11 protein-coding genes, 2 tRNA genes and 3 rRNA genes are annotated in these 18,534 nt (G+C 62.3%); 9 read left to right on the top strand and 7 right to left on the bottom strand.

The window, feature by feature from the left end; all coding sequences use genetic code 11:
• Positions 1 to 277: 277 nt before the first annotated feature.
• The 5 genes from ABV408_RS17450 to rrf all read left to right on the top strand — a co-directional run bounded on the left by ABV408_RS17450 (position 278) and on the right by rrf (position 5,640).
• A 16S ribosomal RNA gene (locus tag ABV408_RS17450) occupies positions 278 to 1,817 on the top strand.
• Between the two features lie 100 nt (positions 1,818 to 1,917).
• Positions 1,918 to 1,994, top strand: a tRNA-Ile gene (locus ABV408_RS17445).
• Between the two features lie 191 nt (positions 1,995 to 2,185).
• Positions 2,186 to 2,261 (top strand) — tRNA-Ala (locus tag ABV408_RS17440).
• 229 nt (positions 2,262 to 2,490) lie between these two features.
• Positions 2,491 to 5,379, top strand: a 23S ribosomal RNA gene (locus tag ABV408_RS17435).
• Between the two features lie 145 nt (positions 5,380 to 5,524).
• Positions 5,525 to 5,640, top strand: a 5S ribosomal RNA gene (rrf, locus tag ABV408_RS17430).
• Together the 16S, 23S and 5S rRNA genes with 2 tRNA genes alongside form the textbook arrangement of a ribosomal RNA operon.
• A 424-nt stretch (positions 5,641 to 6,064) precedes the next feature.
• Here rrf and ABV408_RS17425 read toward each other — a convergent pair.
• A complete protein-coding gene (locus ABV408_RS17425; RefSeq protein ID WP_353980151.1) occupies positions 6,065 to 6,754 on the bottom strand; it encodes an NAD(P)H-dependent oxidoreductase in 690 nt (229 codons plus the stop codon).
• A gap of 183 nt (positions 6,755 to 6,937) precedes the next feature.
• Here ABV408_RS17425 and ABV408_RS17420 point away from each other — a divergent pair, with 183 nt between their 5' ends.
• A complete protein-coding gene (locus tag ABV408_RS17420; RefSeq protein ID WP_353980150.1) occupies positions 6,938 to 7,852 on the top strand; it encodes a LysR substrate-binding domain-containing protein in 915 nt (304 codons plus the stop codon).
• An 87-nt stretch (positions 7,853 to 7,939) separates the two neighbouring features.
• Here the strand turns inward: ABV408_RS17420 and ABV408_RS17415 are convergent, their stop codons facing one another.
• A complete protein-coding gene (locus tag ABV408_RS17415; RefSeq protein WP_353980149.1) occupies positions 7,940 to 8,242 on the bottom strand; it encodes a hypothetical protein in 303 nt (100 codons plus the stop codon).
• A gap of 179 nt (positions 8,243 to 8,421) precedes the next feature.
• Here ABV408_RS17415 and ABV408_RS17410 point away from each other — a divergent pair, with 179 nt between their 5' ends.
• Complete coding sequence (locus tag ABV408_RS17410; RefSeq protein WP_035474775.1) at positions 8,422 to 9,624, top strand: ABC transporter substrate-binding protein; 1,203 nt, start codon at positions 8,422 to 8,424, stop codon at positions 9,622 to 9,624.
• 196 nt (positions 9,625 to 9,820) lie between these two features.
• Here the strand turns inward: ABV408_RS17410 and ABV408_RS17405 are convergent, their stop codons facing one another.
• The 5 genes from ABV408_RS17405 to typA form a co-directional block, all read right to left on the bottom strand.
• Positions 9,821 to 11,116: a branched-chain amino acid ABC transporter permease gene (locus ABV408_RS17405; protein ID WP_353980148.1), complete on the bottom strand. Its 1,296-nt coding sequence runs from the start codon at positions 11,114 to 11,116 to the stop codon at positions 9,821 to 9,823.
• Entirely contained in the window at positions 11,116 to 12,114 is a 999-nt protein-coding gene (locus ABV408_RS17400; protein ID WP_353980147.1) for a branched-chain amino acid ABC transporter permease, read from the bottom strand. Before ABV408_RS17400 ends, ABV408_RS17405 begins: the two co-directional genes overlap by 1 nt.
• Before the next feature lie 39 nt (positions 12,115 to 12,153).
• Positions 12,154 to 12,858, bottom strand: coding sequence for an ABC transporter ATP-binding protein (locus ABV408_RS17395; protein WP_285950683.1), 705 nt, complete (start codon positions 12,856 to 12,858; stop codon positions 12,154 to 12,156).
• Positions 12,859 to 12,923: 65 nt separating this feature from the next.
• Positions 12,924 to 13,694, bottom strand: coding sequence for an ABC transporter ATP-binding protein (locus tag ABV408_RS17390; RefSeq protein WP_035474779.1), 771 nt, complete (start codon positions 13,692 to 13,694; stop codon positions 12,924 to 12,926).
• Between the two features lie 342 nt (positions 13,695 to 14,036).
• Positions 14,037 to 15,881: a translational GTPase TypA gene (gene typA, locus ABV408_RS17385; RefSeq protein WP_353980146.1), complete on the bottom strand. Its 1,845-nt coding sequence runs from the start codon at positions 15,879 to 15,881 to the stop codon at positions 14,037 to 14,039.
• 476 nt (positions 15,882 to 16,357) lie between these two features.
• Here typA and ABV408_RS17380 point away from each other — a divergent pair, with 476 nt between their 5' ends.
• Both ABV408_RS17380 and ABV408_RS17375 read left to right on the top strand, forming a co-directional pair.
• On the top strand, positions 16,358 to 17,935 hold the full coding sequence (locus ABV408_RS17380; protein ID WP_353980145.1) for a TerC family protein: 1,578 nt from the start codon (positions 16,358 to 16,360) through the stop codon (positions 17,933 to 17,935).
• Positions 17,932 to 18,501, top strand: a complete 570-nt coding sequence (locus ABV408_RS17375; protein WP_353980144.1) for a nucleotidyltransferase family protein — start codon at positions 17,932 to 17,934, stop codon at positions 18,499 to 18,501. The genes ABV408_RS17380 and ABV408_RS17375 overlap by 4 nt, the downstream gene beginning before the upstream one ends.
• Positions 18,502 to 18,534 lie beyond the last annotated feature (33 nt).

Below are 18,534 nucleotides of genomic sequence, written 5' to 3'. Positions count from 1 at the left end.
CTCCTTACGGCGACCCAGAAAGCAAGCGCTGACAAGCACTTGAGTCACTTTCGGGTCACGGCAGAAGGCTCGACACTCTGCGTGAGACGAGACTTCAAGTAAGGACGCTCTTTAACAATCGATCAGGTAATTGATGTGGGCGCTTGTCTTGCGTGACGCCAGTCACAGCATATCAAGGCAAGCGACTCGTCTAAGATTCGTTTGACCTTGAACCAAGTTTGGTCCGCTTCGCTTCTTCTGTCTTCGGGCAGAGAAGAGGTAAGGACTATCAGACTTTTAACTGAAGAGTTTGATCATGGCTCAGATTGAACGCTGGCGGCAGGCCTAACACATGCAAGTCGAGCGGCAGCACGGGGAGCTTGCTCCCTGGTGGCGAGCGGCGGACGGGTGAGTAATGCATAGGAATCTGCCCGGTAGTGGGGGATAACCTGGGGAAACCCAGGCTAATACCGCATACGTCCTACGGGAGAAAGCAGGGGCTCTTCGGACCTTGCGCTATCGGATGAGCCTATGTCGGATTAGCTGGTTGGTGAGGTAATGGCTCACCAAGGCGACGATCCGTAGCTGGTCTGAGAGGATGATCAGCCACACTGGGACTGAGACACGGCCCAGACTCCTACGGGAGGCAGCAGTGGGGAATATTGGACAATGGGCGCAAGCCTGATCCAGCCATGCCGCGTGTGTGAAGAAGGCCCTCGGGTTGTAAAGCACTTTCAGCGAGGAAGAAGGCTTGACGGCTAATACCCGTCAAGAAGGACATCACTCGCAGAAGAAGCACCGGCTAACTCCGTGCCAGCAGCCGCGGTAATACGGAGGGTGCGAGCGTTAATCGGAATTACTGGGCGTAAAGCGCGCGTAGGTGGTTTGGCACGCCGGTTGTGAAAGCCCCGGGCTCAACCTGGGAACGGCATCCGGAACGGCCAGACTAGAGTGCAGGAGAGGAAGGTAGAATTCCCGGTGTAGCGGTGAAATGCGTAGAGATCGGGAGGAATACCAGTGGCGAAGGCGGCCTTCTGGCCTGACACTGACACTGAGGTGCGAAAGCGTGGGTAGCAAACAGGATTAGATACCCTGGTAGTCCACGCCGTAAACGATGTCGACTAGCCGTTGGGACCTTTAAGGACTTAGTGGCGCAGTTAACGCGATAAGTCGACCGCCTGGGGAGTACGGCCGCAAGGTTAAAACTCAAATGAATTGACGGGGGCCCGCACAAGCGGTGGAGCATGTGGTTTAATTCGATGCAACGCGAAGAACCTTACCTACCCTTGACATCCAGAGAACTTGGCAGAGATGCCTTGGTGCCTTCGGGAACTCTGAGACAGGTGCTGCATGGCTGTCGTCAGCTCGTGTTGTGAAATGTTGGGTTAAGTCCCGTAACGAGCGCAACCCTTGTCCCTATTTGCCAGCGATTCGGTCGGGAACTCTAGGGAGACTGCCGGTGACAAACCGGAGGAAGGTGGGGACGACGTCAAGTCATCATGGCCCTTACGGGTAGGGCTACACACGTGCTACAATGGCCGGTACAAAGGGTTGCGAGACCGCGAGGTGGAGCGAATCCCAGAAAGCCGGCCTCAGTCCGGATCGGAGTCTGCAACTCGACTCCGTGAAGTCGGAATCGCTAGTAATCGTGAATCAGAATGTCACGGTGAATACGTTCCCGGGCCTTGTACACACCGCCCGTCACACCATGGGAGTGGACTGCACCAGAAGTGGTTAGCTTAACCTTCGGGGGAGCGATCACCACGGTGTGGTTCATGACTGGGGTGAAGTCGTAACAAGGTAGCCGTAGGGGAACCTGCGGCTGGATCACCTCCTTAAACGATTAGCGGATCGCGAGATAAACGCTCACAATCAATTACCTGATCGACCAAGAGCAAAGACTGTGGAAAGGCTCTCGAAAGCCGCCCAGTGACCAACGGGTCTGTAGCTCAGTTGGTTAGAGCGCACCCCTGATAAGGGTGAGGTCGGCCGTTCAAATCGGCCCAGACCCACCATCTCGAGCTCAGTTGGTTAGAGCGCACCCCCGGGGTGTCGAAAGAGAGGGTGAGGTCGCGGGGTTTTTCGAATCGGCCCAGACCCACGAATTTCGCCAGATACCGTGTTGCTTTTCACCTCGTGTAGCAGGTTACACGTCGGCAAAAAGCGCCTTGTCATGACGAAAATTATCCAGATAACTGGATTATCTGGGGCCATAGCTCAGCTGGGAGAGCGCCTGCCTTGCACGCAGGAGGTCAGCGGTTCGATCCCGCTTGGCTCCACCAAATCTTTCCCCGTTGGCACACGCCACACAGTCACCAAGTTCTAAGCCATCCGCTTCGTCGCTAACACTGCGACCGAGTCGATCGCTTAGAGCTTCTGCTCTAAACGCTCTTTAACAATGTGGATCATGCTGACAGTTCTTCTCGCAAGAGAGGAACGAAAAGTGATACGTCTCAAGCGTATCCGGCAATTGTCGTTGTGATCGCGCGACCAGACTCCTTCGGGTTATATGGTCAAGCGATTAAGCGCACACGGTGGATGCCTTGGCAGCCAGAGGCGATGAAGGACGTTGTAGCCTGCGAAAAGGCTCGGTGAGGTGGCAAACAACCTGTGACCCGGGCATGTCCGAATGGGGAAACCCACCCAGCATAAGCTGGGTATCCCACACTGAATCCATAGGTGTTGGGAAGCGAACCGGGGGAACTGAAACATCTAAGTACCCCGAGGAAAAGAAATCAACCGAGATTCCCCCAGTAGCGGCGAGCGAACGGGGAGTAGCCCTTAAGCAGGTGACTGGTTAGACGAACGGTCTGGAAAGTCCGGCCATAGCGGGTGATAGCCCCGTAGTCGAAAACCTGATCCTGTGAAATCGAGTAGGTCGGGGCACGTGAAACCTTGACTGAACATGGGGGGACCATCCTCCAAGGCTAAATACTCCTGGCTGACCGATAGTGAACCAGTACCGTGAGGGAAAGGCGAAAAGAACCCCGGAGAGGGGAGTGAAATAGATCCTGAAACCGTGTGCGTACAAGCAGTGGGAGCAGACACGTTCTGTGACCGCGTACCTTTTGTATAATGGGTCAGCGACTTATATTCAGTGGCGAGCTTAACCGTATAGGGGAGGCGTAGAGAAATCGAGTCTTAACTGGGCGACCAGTCGCTGGATATAGACCCGAAACCGGGCGATCTATCCATGGCCAGGGTGAAGGTCAGGTAACACTGACTGGAGGCCCGAACCGGGATCTGTTGAAAAAGATTCGGATGAGCTGTGGATCGGAGTGAAAGGCTAATCAAGCTCGGAGATAGCTGGTTCTCCTCGAAAGCTATTTAGGTAGCGCCTCACGTATTACCGCCGGGGGTAGAGCACTGTTTCGGCTAGGGGCCCATCCCGGGTTACCAACCCGAGGCAAACTCCGAATACCGGTGAGTAGAGCGTGGGAGACACACGGCGGGTGCTAACGTCCGTCGTGAAAAGGGAAACAACCCAGACCGTCAGCTAAGGCCCCCAAATTCTGGTTAAGTGGGAAACGATGTGGGAAGGCATAGACAGCTAGGAGGTTGGCTTAGAAGCAGCCATCCTTTAAAGAAAGCGTAATAGCTCACTAGTCGAGTCGGCCTGCGCGGAAGATGTAACGGGGCTCAAACCAGATGCCGAAGCTACGGGTTCATCCTCAGGATGAGCGGTAGAGGAGCGTCGTGTAAGCCTGCGAAGGTGTGTTGAGAAGCATGCTGGAGGTATCACGAGTGAGAATGCTGACATGAGTAACGACAAGGGGAGTGAAAACCTCCCCCGCCGGAAGACCAAGGGTTTCTGTTCTACGTCAATCGGAGCAGAGTGAGTCGGCCCCTAAGGCGAGGCTGAAAAGCGTAGTCGATGGGAAACGGGTCAACATTCCCGTACCGGATGTGATTGCGATGGGGGGACGAAGAAGGCTAGGTGAGCCAGGCGTTGGTTGTCCTGGTGAAAGTCAGTAGGCTGAGAGCTTAGGCAAATCCGGGCTCTCAAGGCCGAGAGACGAGACGAACGGACTACGGTCCGGAAGTCATCGATGCCACGCTTCCAGGAAAAGCCTCTAAGCTTCAGATCACATGCGACCGTACCCCAAACCGACACAGGTGGTCAGGGTGAGAATCCCAAGGCGCTTGAGAGAACTCGGGTGAAGGAACTAGGCAAAATGGCACCGTAACTTCGGGAGAAGGTGCGCCGGCGTAGCGTGAAGAGACTCGCTCTCCTAGCGCGAACCGGTCGAAGATACCAGGTGGCTGCAACTGTTTATTAAAAACACAGCACTCTGCTAACGCGTAAGCGGACGTATAGGGTGTGACGCCTGCCCGGTGCCGGAAGGTTAATTGATGGTGTTAGCGCAAGCGAAGCTCCTGATCGAAGCCCCGGTAAACGGCGGCCGTAACTATAACGGTCCTAAGGTAGCGAAATTCCTTGTCGGGTAAGTTCCGACCTGCACGAATGGCGTAATGATGGCCACGCTGTCTCCACCCGAGACTCAGTGAAATTGAAATCGCAGTGAAGATGCTGTGTACCCGCGGCTAGACGGAAAGACCCCGTGAACCTTTACTATAGCTTCACACTGGACGCTGATGTTGCTTGTGTAGGATAGCTGGGAGGCTTGGAAACCGTGACGCCAGTTGCGGTGGAGCCAACCTTGAAATACCAGCCTGGCATCATTGGCGTTCTAACTTCGCACCGTGATCCGGTGTAAGGACAGTGTGTGGTGGGTAGTTTGACTGGGGCGGTCTCCTCCGAAAGAGTAACGGAGGAGCACGAAGGTACCCTCAGCACGGTTGGAAATCGTGCATTGAGTGCAAGAGCATAAGGGTGCTTAACTGCGAGACAGACACGTCGAGCAGGTACGAAAGTAGGTTCTAGTGATCCGGTGGTTCTGTATGGAAGGGCCATCGCTCAACGGATAAAAGGTACTCCGGGGATAACAGGCTGATACCGCCCAAGAGTTCACATCGACGGCGGTGTTTGGCACCTCGATGTCGGCTCATCACATCCTGGGGCTGAAGTCGGTCCCAAGGGTATGGCTGTTCGCCATTTAAAGTGGTACGCGAGCTGGGTTTAGAACGTCGTGAGACAGTTCGGTCCCTATCTGCCGTGGGCGTTGGAGATTTGAGAAGCGCTGCTCCTAGTACGAGAGGACCGGAGTGGACGCACCTCTGGTGTTCCGGTTGTCACGCCAGTGGCACTGCCGGGTAGCTATGTGCGGACGGGATAACCGCTGAAGGCATCTAAGCGGGAAGCCCCCTTCAAGATGAGATCTCCCTGAGACTTCGAGTCTCCTAAAGGGTCCAGCAAGACGAGCTGGTTGATAGGCACGGTGTGGAAGCGCTGCAAGGCGTTGAGCTAACGTGTACTAATGCCCCGTGAGGCTTGACCATATAACCCCAAGGGGTCTGGGTCGGGCGATCACATCGCGACAATGGCCGGATAGGCAAGAGACGTATCATCAGCATGATCCAGATTGGTCGATGTGAAGCCGGTGCGTGAAAGCGCGTCACATGGTTCATGTCGACGTCAGTTTTGCCTGACGACCATAGCGAGTGGGAACCACCTGATTCCATGCCGAACTCAGAAGTGAAACCGCTTAGCGCCGATGGTAGTGTGGGGTCTCCCCATGTGAGAGTAGGTCATCGTCAGGCACCTATACCGAACCCCCGGCTCATGCCGGGGGTTCATTCGTTTTGGGGTCTCTCCCTGGACCCGTTCGTCGGGAACGAACGGGAACCGCTTCAGCGGGCCCGAAGGGCGAGTCTCAGGATGAGACGAGTCAAGTCGCGGAGCGCCGCCCCTGAGCGTGTACGAGAGCCTGTCAGGCATCGATACCGAACCCCAGTCTCGAGAGAGGCTGGGGTTCACTCGTTTATGGGACCTGAATCCTTCGAAACCTTTCCCCGCTACGCGGCTCAGGCATGCTGCCCTTAACTTATCCCCACTCCCTTTATCGGGCTCCAGCGGTGATCGGTCGTGGCTTCATGTACGCCATGCGGTCGTCATTGATTGGCATCCGGCATTGCAGTGCTGGCGTTAGTCGAGACTGACCGAACCCGCATCGCGATGTCGTACTCAGGCGGGGCAGGGCTCCTCTATGGACTGCAGACTTGCGACCAGTTTTTCTACCTGCCCTAGCGCCTCTCGGATGGAGCGTTGCAGACGTTCGCCACCCTCTTCCTGGTACTCGATGGCGATGTCGTGGAACCGTTCGATCCCGATCAATTCCAGGGCGGCGCGTACGCTGGCTTCCAGATGGTTCATGTGCGCCATCGCCCCGCCTGGTCCTAGCCCATGCCCGCCGCGGGAAGAGAGAATCACCGCCTGGCGCGGTCGGTCATTGAGCAGCGGGACCACCGGATGTTCCAGGTTGCTGGGGTCGAAACCGATCGTGCGGCCCAGTCGGACGATCTGGTCGATCCATGCCTTGAACGGTGCCGGGTAGCTGTAGTTGTAGAGCGGTATTCCCAGGACCAGCACGTCGGCGTCGATCACTTCGTCCACCAGGCGGTCGCTCTCGGCGAGCGTCTGGTGCATCGCCAGTGTACGGCTCTCCTGTGGGGTAAAGGCTGCCGCGATCCAGTCTTCATCGAGATAGCTCGGCGGCTGCGCGCCCAGGTCGCGGCGGGTCACCGGATCGTCGGGCCGGGCGGCCTTCCACTGTTCGATGAAGTGATGCGTCAAGCGGCGGCTCAAGGAGCCATGTTGGTGGGTGCCGGCGCGGCCTGGCCGCGGGCTGGCATCGAGATGGAGCAGCTGGGTCATGGTGTTCTCCGTAGGAGAGGGGGCCGATTCGTTCGGCTCAGCCAGGTGCTTTTGGCCAGGGTTGAAATGAGTCTGCTTCAGCCTTGAGTGGCTTCACGACCATGAAATCTCACCCGCATCGCAGCGACAAACGACCATTTCTTGTCATAATGAGAAAATAAAACTCATCCATGAGGTGGTGCCATGAGCGCTCGTAAACTGCCCTCGCTCTCTGCGCTGCGTGCTTTCGAGGCGGCGGCGCGCCATCTCAGTGCCAAGCGTGCTGCCGCGGAGCTGTCGGTGACGCCAACCGCCATCAGCCACCAGATTCGCCAACTGGAGTCGCAGCTAGGCGTTGCGTTGTTCATTCGTCAGCCGCGGCAGCTACAGCTCACCATGCAGGGTCGCGAACTGCTTGCCGCTGCCAGCGAGGCTTTCGATACCCTGGCGGCCACGGTGGCGCGCCTGCGCCCGGAACCAGCGCATCTCAGTGTCACCCTCTCGACCATTCCAGCAGTGGCTGCGCGCTGGTTGCTGCCGCGGGTGAGCGAGCTGCGCCAGGCCCATCCGGATCTCAATCTCAACCTGCAGATTTCCCACCATCTGGTGCCGCTGGATGGTGTCGCGGCGGATATGGCGATCCGCTACGGCGCCGGGCACTGGCCAGGGCTGGAGGCCGAGAAGCTGTTCGACAACACCTTTGTGCCCGCCTGTAGCCCGAGCCTGGCAGTGCGCAGTCATGCGGATTTGCACCACGCCACGCTGATTCACTACGAGCCGCCCAATCACAAGGGCGCGCTGCTCAGTTGGGGCGCCTGGCAGACGCTGGCGCGCGTCCCCGAACTGGAGATCGGCCAGGGGCTGGTGTTCTCGGATGAAACCCACACCATCGCTGCCGCTCTGGGCGGCCAGGGCATTGCACTGATGAGCCGCACGCTGATCGCCGAGGAGCTGGCCGATGGGCGCCTGGTAGAGCCGTTCGGCCCCGAACTGCCGGGCGAGCCGTTTCATCTGGTCTACCCGCCGGCGCGGCGTGATGAGCCCGCTATTCGTGCTGTTCGCGAGTGGGTGATGAGGCTGGCCGAGGGTGACCAGAGAGGTCGTGATGAAAAGGCGTGAGAAGAGACTGTCAGAAGAGATTGCGGGAAAGGCGCGGCGGTGACGCCTTGGACAAGAATGCGGCGGCCCTGAGCCGCCGCGTCCGGTTCAGTCGTCTTCGTCGCGGGGGGATTGGAAGGCGCGCTTGTCATCGGGCAGGCGCACCATGTCGCCCAGGTTGAGGTCGCCGTGGCTGTCATGGCGTTCGCCGTCGTCGCCGATCAGGGCGGCGACCTTGCCGATGCTGACGCCATCCTTGTAGGCCTCGACCTGAATGCGCACGGTGGCACCGTGGTAGCGCGCGGTGAGAATCATCCCGGGCTGCGGCTCGACCCGGTGCTGTTCGTCCTTGGCGTAGTGGGCATTGACACTGGCGCCGCCCGGGGCGTCCCACTCGACATGCTTGTGCATGCGTTTCTCCTTGTCCAAGAGGTTCATGTGCTCCTAGCGTAGCGCGCTTTGCCCGCCTCTGCCGCGTGGTGACCTCGCCAAAAGGCGCACGTCACGGGAGAGCGCAACGCTTGTCTTTTGCCCGCGCCGGCAGCACAGTTGAAGGGTCTTTCGTAACCCAACAATGAGTGACAACAACGATGAAAAAGACAGTCATGGCACTGGCGGTCGCGGCGGCCTCGGTGTGCAGCATCGCGGCGCAGGCGGACGTCAAGGTAGGCTTTCTCGGCGGTTTCACCGGCGGTATCGAGAGCCTGACGCCGCCGATCTTCGACGGCGCCAAGTTGGCGGTGGCCGAGGTCAACGAGCAGGGCGGGCTGCTGGATGGCGAGAAGATGGTGATGCCGTCCGGCGATACCACCTGCTCGGATGCCGCGGCGGCCTCCAACGCCGCTGACCGCTTGGTCAACAGCGAGAAGGTGACCGCAATCGTCGGCGCGCTGTGCACCGGGGCGACCATCGCCGCGGCCAACAACGCGGCGATTCCGGGTGGGGTGGTGATGGTCTCGCCGGCCTCCACCGCGCCGGCGGTGACCGATCTCGCCGACAACGACCTGGTCTTCCGTACCGTGCCTTCCGATGCCTTCCAGGGGGAACAGCTCGCCAAGCTGCTGCTCTCCAAGGGGATCGACAATGTCGCCGTGACTTACGTCAATAATGACTATGGCCAGGGCCTCGACGGCGCCTTCACCAAGACCTTCGAAGCCGAAGGCGGTACCGTTGCCGCCAACCTGGCGCATGAAGACAACCGGGCCGACTACCGCTCCGAGATCGGGCAGCTCGCGGCCAGCGGCGCGCCGACCCTGGTGGTGCTCGCCTACGCCGACACCTCGGGCCAGACGATCCTGCGTCAGGCCTACGAAAGCGGCGCCTTCACCCAGTTCGCAGGTGGCGATGGCATGGTCGGCAACTCGCTGGTGGATGCGGTGGGCGCCGACGTGCTCGAGGGAATGATCGCCACCCGACCCGGGTCGCCGCAGTCGCCGGGCACCGAGACCTTCACCAAGCTGGCAGAAAAGGCGGGGATCGACCCCACCGCGGTGTTTGCTGCCCAGTCCTATGACGCCGCCTTCCTGCTCGCCATGGCGATCGAGAAGAACGGCAGCGCGGATCGTGAAGGGCTCTCCAAGGCACTGCGCGAGGTCGCTGGCGCGCCGGGCGAGAAGATCCTGCCGGGCGAGTGGGCGAAGGCCAAGAAGCTGATCGATGCCGGTAAAGACGTCGACTACGAAGGGGCCGCCGGTGACGCCGAGTTCGACAAGAACGGCGACGTGCCGGGCGTGGTAGTCGAGATGGCGGTGGAGAATGGCAAATTCGTCACCAAGGGGCCGGTGGGTGAGTAAGCTGATCGGTGAATAAATAGCGTTACCAAGGAGCCGGTTAGCGAGTCACTGCGCCGGCGCCTCCCGAGATAGAAAAATCCGGGATAGGAAAAACCCCGAGTCGGCGGCTGCCGGCTCGGGGTTTCTGGTTTTCATGTAACTCCACGGGGCTGTCGCGATGAGCGCCCGTCGTGGTGGGCGCCCGTCACCGTGAACGTCAATCGTGCTGGGCGACCCGCTCCGGGATCATCCCGCGCGGGGCAAAGCGCAGCACCAACAGGATCAGCAGCCCGATCACGAAGACTCGCGCCTGCAGCGCGCGGCTATCGAGATTGCCCGGCTGCCAGCCGAACCAGTCCCCGCCCAGGGCGGTCACCAGATGCATCAGCGCCAGCGCCAGTGGGCCGGACATGATCCAGATCACGTAGACCAGCACCGCGCCGAACAGGGTGCCCAGGTTGTTGCCCGGGCCGCCCAGAATCACCATCACCAGCACCAGGAAGGTGTGGTTGAGCGGCAGATAGCCCTGGGGGTCGAAGATCCCGGTGAAGCTGGTCAGCACCGCGCCGCCCAGCCCCATCAGGATACAGCCGAAGACGAAGATCTCCTGGCGCCGGCGGTTGATCGACTTGCCCATCGCCGCGGCGGAGACTTCGTTGTCGCGGATGGCGCGGATCATCCGCCCCCAGGGCGCGTGGTAGGCGCGGTGGAGCAGGAAGAAGATCACCGCGATCAGCACCGCGGTCACGCAGAAGTAGAGCGCGCGGGCGGTGACGAAGCCGACCTCTCCGGGGTCGGGTACCGGCCACGGCAGCGGTGAGATGGTGGCGGTGCCGCGGGTCAGCCAGTCCGAGTTCTTGAGAAACGCCTTGATGATCTCGGCGATGCCCAGGGTGGCGATGACCAGATAGTCGCTGCGCAGCCCCAGGCAGATATGCCCGATGACATATCCGATCCCCCCGGCGAGCACGCCGCCGACGATCCAGCCGAGCCATACCGGTAGCCCCAGGCCGCCGATGAACTCCACCTGGGACTCGATATCGCCGGTGACGCTGCGCAACCAACTGATCACCACCAGGTAGGCGATGAGCGCGACGATCACGGTAATCAGCGTGCGCAGCCAGCGCGGCACGCCGAGCCGATCGATGCGGCTGACGGCCAAGACCAGCGCGACCGCGGCGACGATCGCCAGCAGCACCCAGCCCAGCCGGCCCGGCAGGTCGCTGGCCCAGAAGGCGTGATTGACCGGAATGCTGAAGAAGGTGGCGGAGAAGCCGCCGAGAGCGACGAAGCCCATGATGCCGGCGTTGAACTGGCCGGCGTAGCCCCACTGGATGGTCAGGCCGAGGGCCAGGATGGCGTAGCAGGCGGCCTCGACCATCATGCGTGTGGCGTAGGCCGGCCCCATGCTGGCGAAGACGGCGAGCACCACCAGCGCCAGGCCGCCGAACAGCAGGATCTCGCGGCGGGGGAAAGGACGCTGGGACGGCGTCTGTTGAGTGGAGGGGTTCATTAGATCACCTTCCCTTTGAACAGGCCGGTCGGGCGCCAGATCAGCACCGCGATCAGAATGAAGAAGGGCACCACGATCTTGTACTCGGTGCCCACCAGCGCCAGGTTGTTGGGCAGCTCCAGCCAGCTCGGCAGGCTATCGCGCAGCGGGCGCAGCAGCACCGACCAGTTGAATACCGCCAGGGTCTCGGCGAAGCCGACCAGGAAGCCGCCGGCGATGGCGCCGTAAGGGTGGCCGACGCCGCCGACGATCGCCGCGGCGAAGATCGGCAGCAGCAGGAAGAAGCTCAGGTCCGGCTTGAACGCCACATCCAGCGACAGCAGCGTCCCCGCCAGGGTCGCCAGCGAGCCGGCGATTATCCAGGTCAGGGTGATGATCAGCTTGGTATTGATGCCCGAGGCGCGGGCCAGGTCGGGGTTGTCCGACATCGCTCGCATCGCCTTGCCCAGGCGCGCCCGGGTCAGGAACAGATGCAGCCCGATCACCGCCACCAGGGTGACCACGAACAGGATCACCTGCGGCTCGGTGATGATGATCGGGCGCGTCACGCCGGGCAGCTCGATGCGAAAGATCGCCTTGCGCGCCTCGACGTAGAGGCTCTCCGCGCCGGTGCCGGAGAACAGCCGGATCAGCCCCTGCAGCATCAGCGTGACCCCCAGCGAGGCGATCACCATCACGATCGGTTTGACCCCGTGGGCACGCAGCGGCTGGTAGAACACGCGGTCGATGCCCACCGCCACCAGCGAGGTGAAGATCATCGCCAGCGGCAGCATCACGATCGCGGTGGGCAGCCCCAGGGCGTCGCCGGCGTGGGGAAAGGCCAGCGTCAGCAGCAGCACCACGAAGGCGCCCAGGGTCATCATGTCGGCGTGGGCGAAGTGAGCGAAACGCAGGATGCTGTAGATCAGCGTCACCCCGATCGCGCCCATGGCGTAGATGCAGCCGGTCACGCTCCCGGCCACCACCACGTAGTTGAAGAAGTAGATCAGCTCATTCACGGCGAAATCTCTTGTCCTGTCGGCATGGCAGCGGCGCTCTCAACCGCCGAGGAAACTCTTGGCCACCTGCGGGTCGGCGAGCAGCGCCTCGCCGCTGTCGGTGAAGCGGTTCTGTCCGGCGGCGAGCACGAAGCCCCGGTGGGCGATACGTAGCGCCTGCTTGGCGTTCTGCTCCACCATCAGCACCCCGACCCCGGTGGCGCTGATGCGCTTCACCTGTTCGAAGATCTCGTTCATATAGCGCGGCGAGAGGCCGGCGGTGGGCTCGTCGAGCAGCAGCACGCTGGGTTCGTTCATCAGCGCCCGGCCCATCGCCACCATCTGGCGCTGGCCGCCGGAGAGTTCGCCCGCGGGCTGGTGGCGCTTGTCGTAGAGCGGCGGGAAGATGTCGTAGATCTGGCGCTTGAGCCGCGACACCGTGGCCGGCTTGAGAAAGGCGCCCATCTCCAGGTTTTCCGCCACCGAGAGGCTGGGGAAGATGTTCTTCTCCTGGGGCACGAAGCCCATCCCGCGCTCCACCAGCTTGTGTGGTGGCAGATTGGTGATCGGGTCGCCGCGCAGGCGAATCTCGCCGCCGGTGATGGTGAGCAGGCCGAACACGGCCTTGAGCATGGTCGACTTGCCGGCGCCGTTGGGGCCGACGATGACCCCGATCTCGTCGGCTTCGATCGCCATGTCGACGCCGTTGAGAATGTTCATGCCGCCGTAGCCGCCATGAACGTCGATCGCTTCGAGTAGTGGCATGGTGAGCTCGTTTGTTATTGAAGCGGTTGGCGCACCGGGCTGCCCGGCACGCCGGCCGTGAAGCGTCAGGCCGTGGTGGCCCCGAAGTAGGCCTCGATGACCGTCGGGTCGTTCTGGATCTGCGCGATCGGGCCCTCCATCATCACCTGGCCCTGGGCGAGCACGATCACCGGATCGCACAGCCGCGCGATCATGTCCATGTCGTGCTCGATCACCAGGAAGGTGTAGCCGAGTTCCCGATTGAGCCGTTCGATGTTGCCCATGAGATCGCCTAGCAGGGTGCGGTTGACCCCAGCGGCGATCTCGTCGAGCAGCACCACGCGGGCATCGGTCATCATGGTGCGACCCAGTTCGAGCAGCTTCTTCTGCCCGCCGGAGAGATTGCCGGCCAGTTCGTTGCGCACGTGGGCGAGGCCGACGAAGTCGAGCACCTCGAGCGCACGGCGGCGGGTCTCGGCCTCCTGGCGGCGTACCTCGCCCGGCTTGAACCAGGTGCTGAAGAGGTTCTCCCCCTCCTGGCCCGGCGGCACCATCATCAGGTTCTCCAGCGCGCTCAGGTGGCTGAACTCATGGGCGATCTGGAAGGTGCGCAGCAGCCCCTTGTGGAAGCGATGATTGGCGGTGAGATGGGTGATCGGCTCGCCGTCGAGCAGGACCTCGCCGCTGTCGGGCATGAGGCTGCCGGCGATGATGTTGAACAGCGTCGACTTGCCGGCGCCGTTAGGGCCGATCATGCCGGTGATCGAACCGCGGGCGACCTGGATGGAGCAGTCGTCGATGACGGTCAGGCCGCCGAACGACTTCTTGATATTGCGGACATCGATGATCGGAGTCATCGCGTCTCCCCTGCAGCGTTGTTGATATTGTGCTGTTGCTGGCGTACTGGATGTGCGTTGTCTTGGGCTAGCGCTTCTGGCTCGAGGATGTGTCTAGAGAGTTTATCTAGAGAGTCTATCTAGAGAGCCTGGCTAGCGTGCTGCTGTCCTGTTTCCTGTCGCTTTTGAGGTTAGATGTTGGGTTGGCACTTGCCGCGTTGGCATCGTTCAAACGCAAAGAAGGCGGCAACTCGCCCGATCATCGCCGCCGCGGGCGGGCAGGTCAAAGCCTGCCGGCGCGGTGGCGATGGGTGCGAGTGCCGCCCATCTTAATCCGATTTCGGAGCGGGTATCAGCCCTTCCTCAATTCTTCTTGGCGCGCTTACGCTCGTTCTCGGTCAGATACTTCTTGCGCAGACGGATGTGGTTGGGAGTGACTTCCACCAGCTCGTCGTCATCGAGGAACTCGATCGCCTGCTCCAGCGAGAAGCGCACCGGCGGGGTCAGGACGATGTTCTCGTCGTTGCCGGAGGCGCGCATGTTGTCGAGTTTCTTGGCCTTGGTCGGGTTGACCACCATGTCTTCGGCGCGGTTGTTGATGCCGATCAGCATGCCTTCGTAGACCTCGGTGCCGTGCTCGACGATCAGCTTGCCACGCTCCTGCAGGGCATAGAGCGCATAGGCCAGCGCCTTGCCGGACACCATCGACACCAGCACGCCGTTGCGGCGCTTGATCATGGCGTCGGGCTTGAGCGGGCCGTAGTGGTCGAAGCGGCTGGTCAGGATGCCGGTGCCGGAGGTCAGGGTCAGGAACTGGCCACGGAAGCCGATCAGCCCGCGCGCGGGGATGATGAAGTCCAGGCGCACGCGGCCCTTGCCATCCGGGTTCATGTTGGAGAGCTCGCCCTTGCGGTAGCCGAGTTCTTCCATCACCGAGCCCTGGTGCTGCTCTTCGCAGTCGATGATCACCTCTTCGTACGGCTCCTGCTTGACGCCGTCGATCTCGCGGATGATCACCTCGGGGCGGCCCACGGCCATCTCGAAGCCTTCACGCCGCATGGTCTCGATCAGGACCGAGAGGTGCAGTTCGCCGCGGCCGGAGACCTTGAACTTCTCCGGGCTGTCGCCCTGCTCGACGCGCAGCGCCACGTTGTGGATCAGCTCCTGGTCCAGACGCTCCTTGATGTTGCGGCTGGTGACGAACTTGCCGTCCTTGCCGGCGAACGGCGAGTCGTTGACCTGGAAGGTCATGGAGACGGTCGGCTCGTCGACGGTCAGCGCCGGCAGCGCCTCGACCGCGGCGATGTCGCACAGGGTGTCGGAGATCGCCAGGTCCTCGATCCCGGTGATGCAGACGATGTCACCGGCGGTGGCCTGCTGGGTCTGCACCCGCTCCAGGCCCATGTGGGTCATCACCTGGCCGATCTTGCCACGGCGGGTGTTGCCCTCCTTGGTGATCACGGTGATCTGTTGGTTGGGCTGGACGCTGCCGCGCTTGATGCGGCCCAGACCGATGACGCCGACGTAGCTGTTGTAGTCGAGCGCCGAGATCTGCATCTGGAAGGGGCCGTCGAGTTCGACCTTGGGCGGCTCGACGATATCGACGATCGACTGGAACATCGGCGTCATGTCATCGGCCAGCTGGTCCGGCTCCATGCCCGCGATGCCATTGAGCGCCGAGCAGTAGATGATCGGGAAGTCGAGCTGGTCGTCGCTGGCGCCGAGGTTGTCGAACAGATCGAAGATCTGGTCGATGACCCAGTCCGGGCGCGCGCCGGGGCGGTCGATCTTGTTGACCACGACGATCGGCTTGAGGCCCTGGGCGAACGCCTTCTGGGTCACGAAGCGGGTCTGCGGCATGGGGCCGTCGACGGCGTCGACCAGCAGCAGGACCGAGTCGACCATCGACATCACGCGCTCGACCTCGCCACCGAAGTCGGCGTGTCCCGGGGTGTCGACGATGTTGATGTGGTAGTCACGGCCTTTGCCGTCGTTCCACTGGATCGCGGTGTTCTTGGCCAGGATGGTGATGCCGCGTTCCTTTTCCTGGTCGTTGGAGTCCATGATCCGCTCCTGGCCTTCCGCTTTGCGGTCCAGGGTGCCGGATTGGCTCAGCAGCTTGTCGACGAGCGTGGTCTTGCCATGGTCGACGTGCGCGATGATGGCAATGTTGCGGATGCTCTCGATGCGAGCGTCAGTGTCACTCATGGGGCGGTATCCATATAAATGTGTGCGCCCACGTTGGCTGTCGATCGCCTTTTGACACGGGATCGACGAATGACCCTGGGCACGGGTAGGAAGGTCGGCCGCGCATTGTACAGGCAAGGGCGCGAGACTGGCTACTTTCGTCGCGTAGACATCGGAAGTCGTTGGTCTTGATGGCAGTTTCCCGTGTGGGCGATGACATTTCGATGGCGATCGCCGCCGATGCCATCACACGACGGGATTCCCTTTGGCTGCTGCCGGTCCTAGACTGGCCGCTCCATAGTCAACGAGGGACCTGGCTTGTCCACGTCTAACGACGACGGTTGTCGTCGCTCCACCGCACTTTTTCTCTCCGCGCCGCCGTGCTTCCCGGCGCACTCCCGATCCCGCTCGCGTGCTCGCCCCCGGCGACCCGGTCGGCCCCCTGGGGCGGCCTGTGCCGCGGCACCGCCGTGCTTCACCGCCGCGGGTGAGTGGCGATGATGCTCTGGTTCGAATTCTCCTGGATGCTCGAACCCGCCGCCTGGGCGGGGCTGCTGACCCTGGTGATCATCGAGATCGTGCTGGGGATCGACAACCTGGTGTTCATCGCCATTCTCGCCGACAAGCTGCCACCGGCGCAGCGCGACCGCGCCCGGGTGCTGGGGCTGTCGCTGGCGCTGGTCATGCGCCTGGTCCTGCTGGCGGCGATCTCCTGGTTGATGGGGCTGACGCGGCCACTGTTCGTGCTGTTCGAGCACGGCTTCAGCGGGCGCGACCTGATCCTGATCGGCGGTGGGCTGTTCCTGATCTACAAGGCCACCAGCGAGCTGCACGACCATCTCAACGCTGCCACCGCCCACCAGGGGCGCAACCGCGGCCACTATGCCGCCTTCTCGGTGGTGGTGGCGCAGATCGTGGCGCTCGATGCGGTGTTCTCGATCGACTCGGTGATCACCGCCGTCGGCATGGTCGATCACCTGATGGTGATGATGATCGCGGTGATCATCGCAGTGGGGCTGATGCTGCTGGCGAGCAAGCCGCTGACGCGCTTCGTCGGCGAGCACCCCACGGTGATCCTGCTGTGTCTCGGCTTTCTGCTGATGATCGGCTTCAGCCTGGTCGCCGAGGGCATGGGGCTGCACATTCCCAAGGGCTATCTGTATGGCGCCATCGGCTTCTCGATCCTGATCGAGCTGATGCACGAGTGGCGCCGGCGCAACGAGGATCGCGCCGGTGCCCGCCTGGGCGCGCGCCGGGCGCGGACTGCGGATGCGGTGATGCGCCTGATCAGCGGGGGCGACATGAGCCTGGAGCAGCGTGCCGGCGAGCCGCTACGCGACGAGGGCGATGATGACGACGCGGCGGTCTTCGGTGCCGACGAACGGCGCATGGTGCGCGGCGTGCTGTCGATGGCGGACAAGCCGATCAGCGCGGTGATGACCCTGCGCCGGGATCTCGACTGCGTCGATCTGGACGAACCGCTCAGCGTGCAGCAGACGCAGTTGCGCGAGAGCACTCACGCCACCCTGGTGGCGATTCGTGGCGGCGAGCGCGACGCGCCGCTCGGCGTGGTGCACAAGAAGCGCCTGATCGACACGCTGCTAACCCAGGCGCCGCTGGCGCTGGAGACGCTGGTCGAACAGCCGCTGGTGCTGCTCGAGAACACCAGCCTGGTCGAGGCGCTGCGCCAGTTCCAGCGCAGCGGCGCGCTGATCGCCTTCGTGGTCGACGAGTTCGGCACCCTGGAGGGTGTGGTCACGCTGTTCGATATCCTCATGGACATCGCCGAGGAGGACCCCCAGGCCCAGGGTGCCCAGGCCAAGATCCGCCGGGTCTCCGCGGATTGCTACGAGATCGACGCCAGCGAGGATGTGGTCGACGTCAACCAGCAGCTACCCGAGCCGCTGCCGTTGGGGCGCAACTACACCAGCCTCGGCGGTCTGGTGGTCGACCGCCTCGAGACCCTGCCCTATATCGGCGCGCGGGTGGAGATCGAACGCTGGCAGGTCGAGGTGCGCGATGTCGAGCGCCACCGCATTCGCCGGGTACGGCTGTGTCTGGCCCAGCCCGAGTGAGTGCCGGGCACGCGGTGGTGCCCGCCGCCGCGTGCTTGCTGGTGTGGATCGCGCAGGATGCCCGGCGCCTGGCCGCGCTCTATCAGGCGCGTGAGCTGGCGCTGCCGGATGCCTGGCTGGCCGCCGGCTTCGTGCGCAACTGCGTGTGGGATCGACTGCACGGCTACGCGACCGCCACCCCGCTCAACGATATCGATCTGATCTATCACGACCCCGACGACACCTGCGAGGCCCGCGATCGGGCGCTGAGCGAGCGGCTGCGTGCGGCCAGCGGGCAGCCGTGGTCGGTCAAGAACCAGGCGCGCATGCATCGGCGCCACGGCCACGCACCCTATGCCTCGGCGAGCGCGGCGATGCGCTACTGGGTCGAGCGCGAGACCGCGCTGGGGGTGCGTCTGGACGCGTCGGGGACGCTGCGTCTGAGTGCCCCGCTGGGGCTCGACTCGCTGCTGGCGGGGCGGCTGTCACACAACCCACGCCACGGCGATGTGACGGTGTTCCATCGGCGTGTCGCCGAGAAACGCTGGCGAGAGCAGTGGCCTCGCCTGAAGGTCATACCGGCCTGAGGCGGACGATCCGAGCGCACGCCTTTTCATCAC

It is taken from the genome of Salinicola endophyticus (assembly GCF_040536835.1).
GTDB lineage: Bacteria > Pseudomonadota > Gammaproteobacteria > Pseudomonadales > Halomonadaceae > Salinicola > Salinicola endophyticus_A.
The sequence above is the reverse complement of the archived record's forward strand: the minus strand, read 5'-3'. Positions and strand labels throughout refer to the sequence as shown.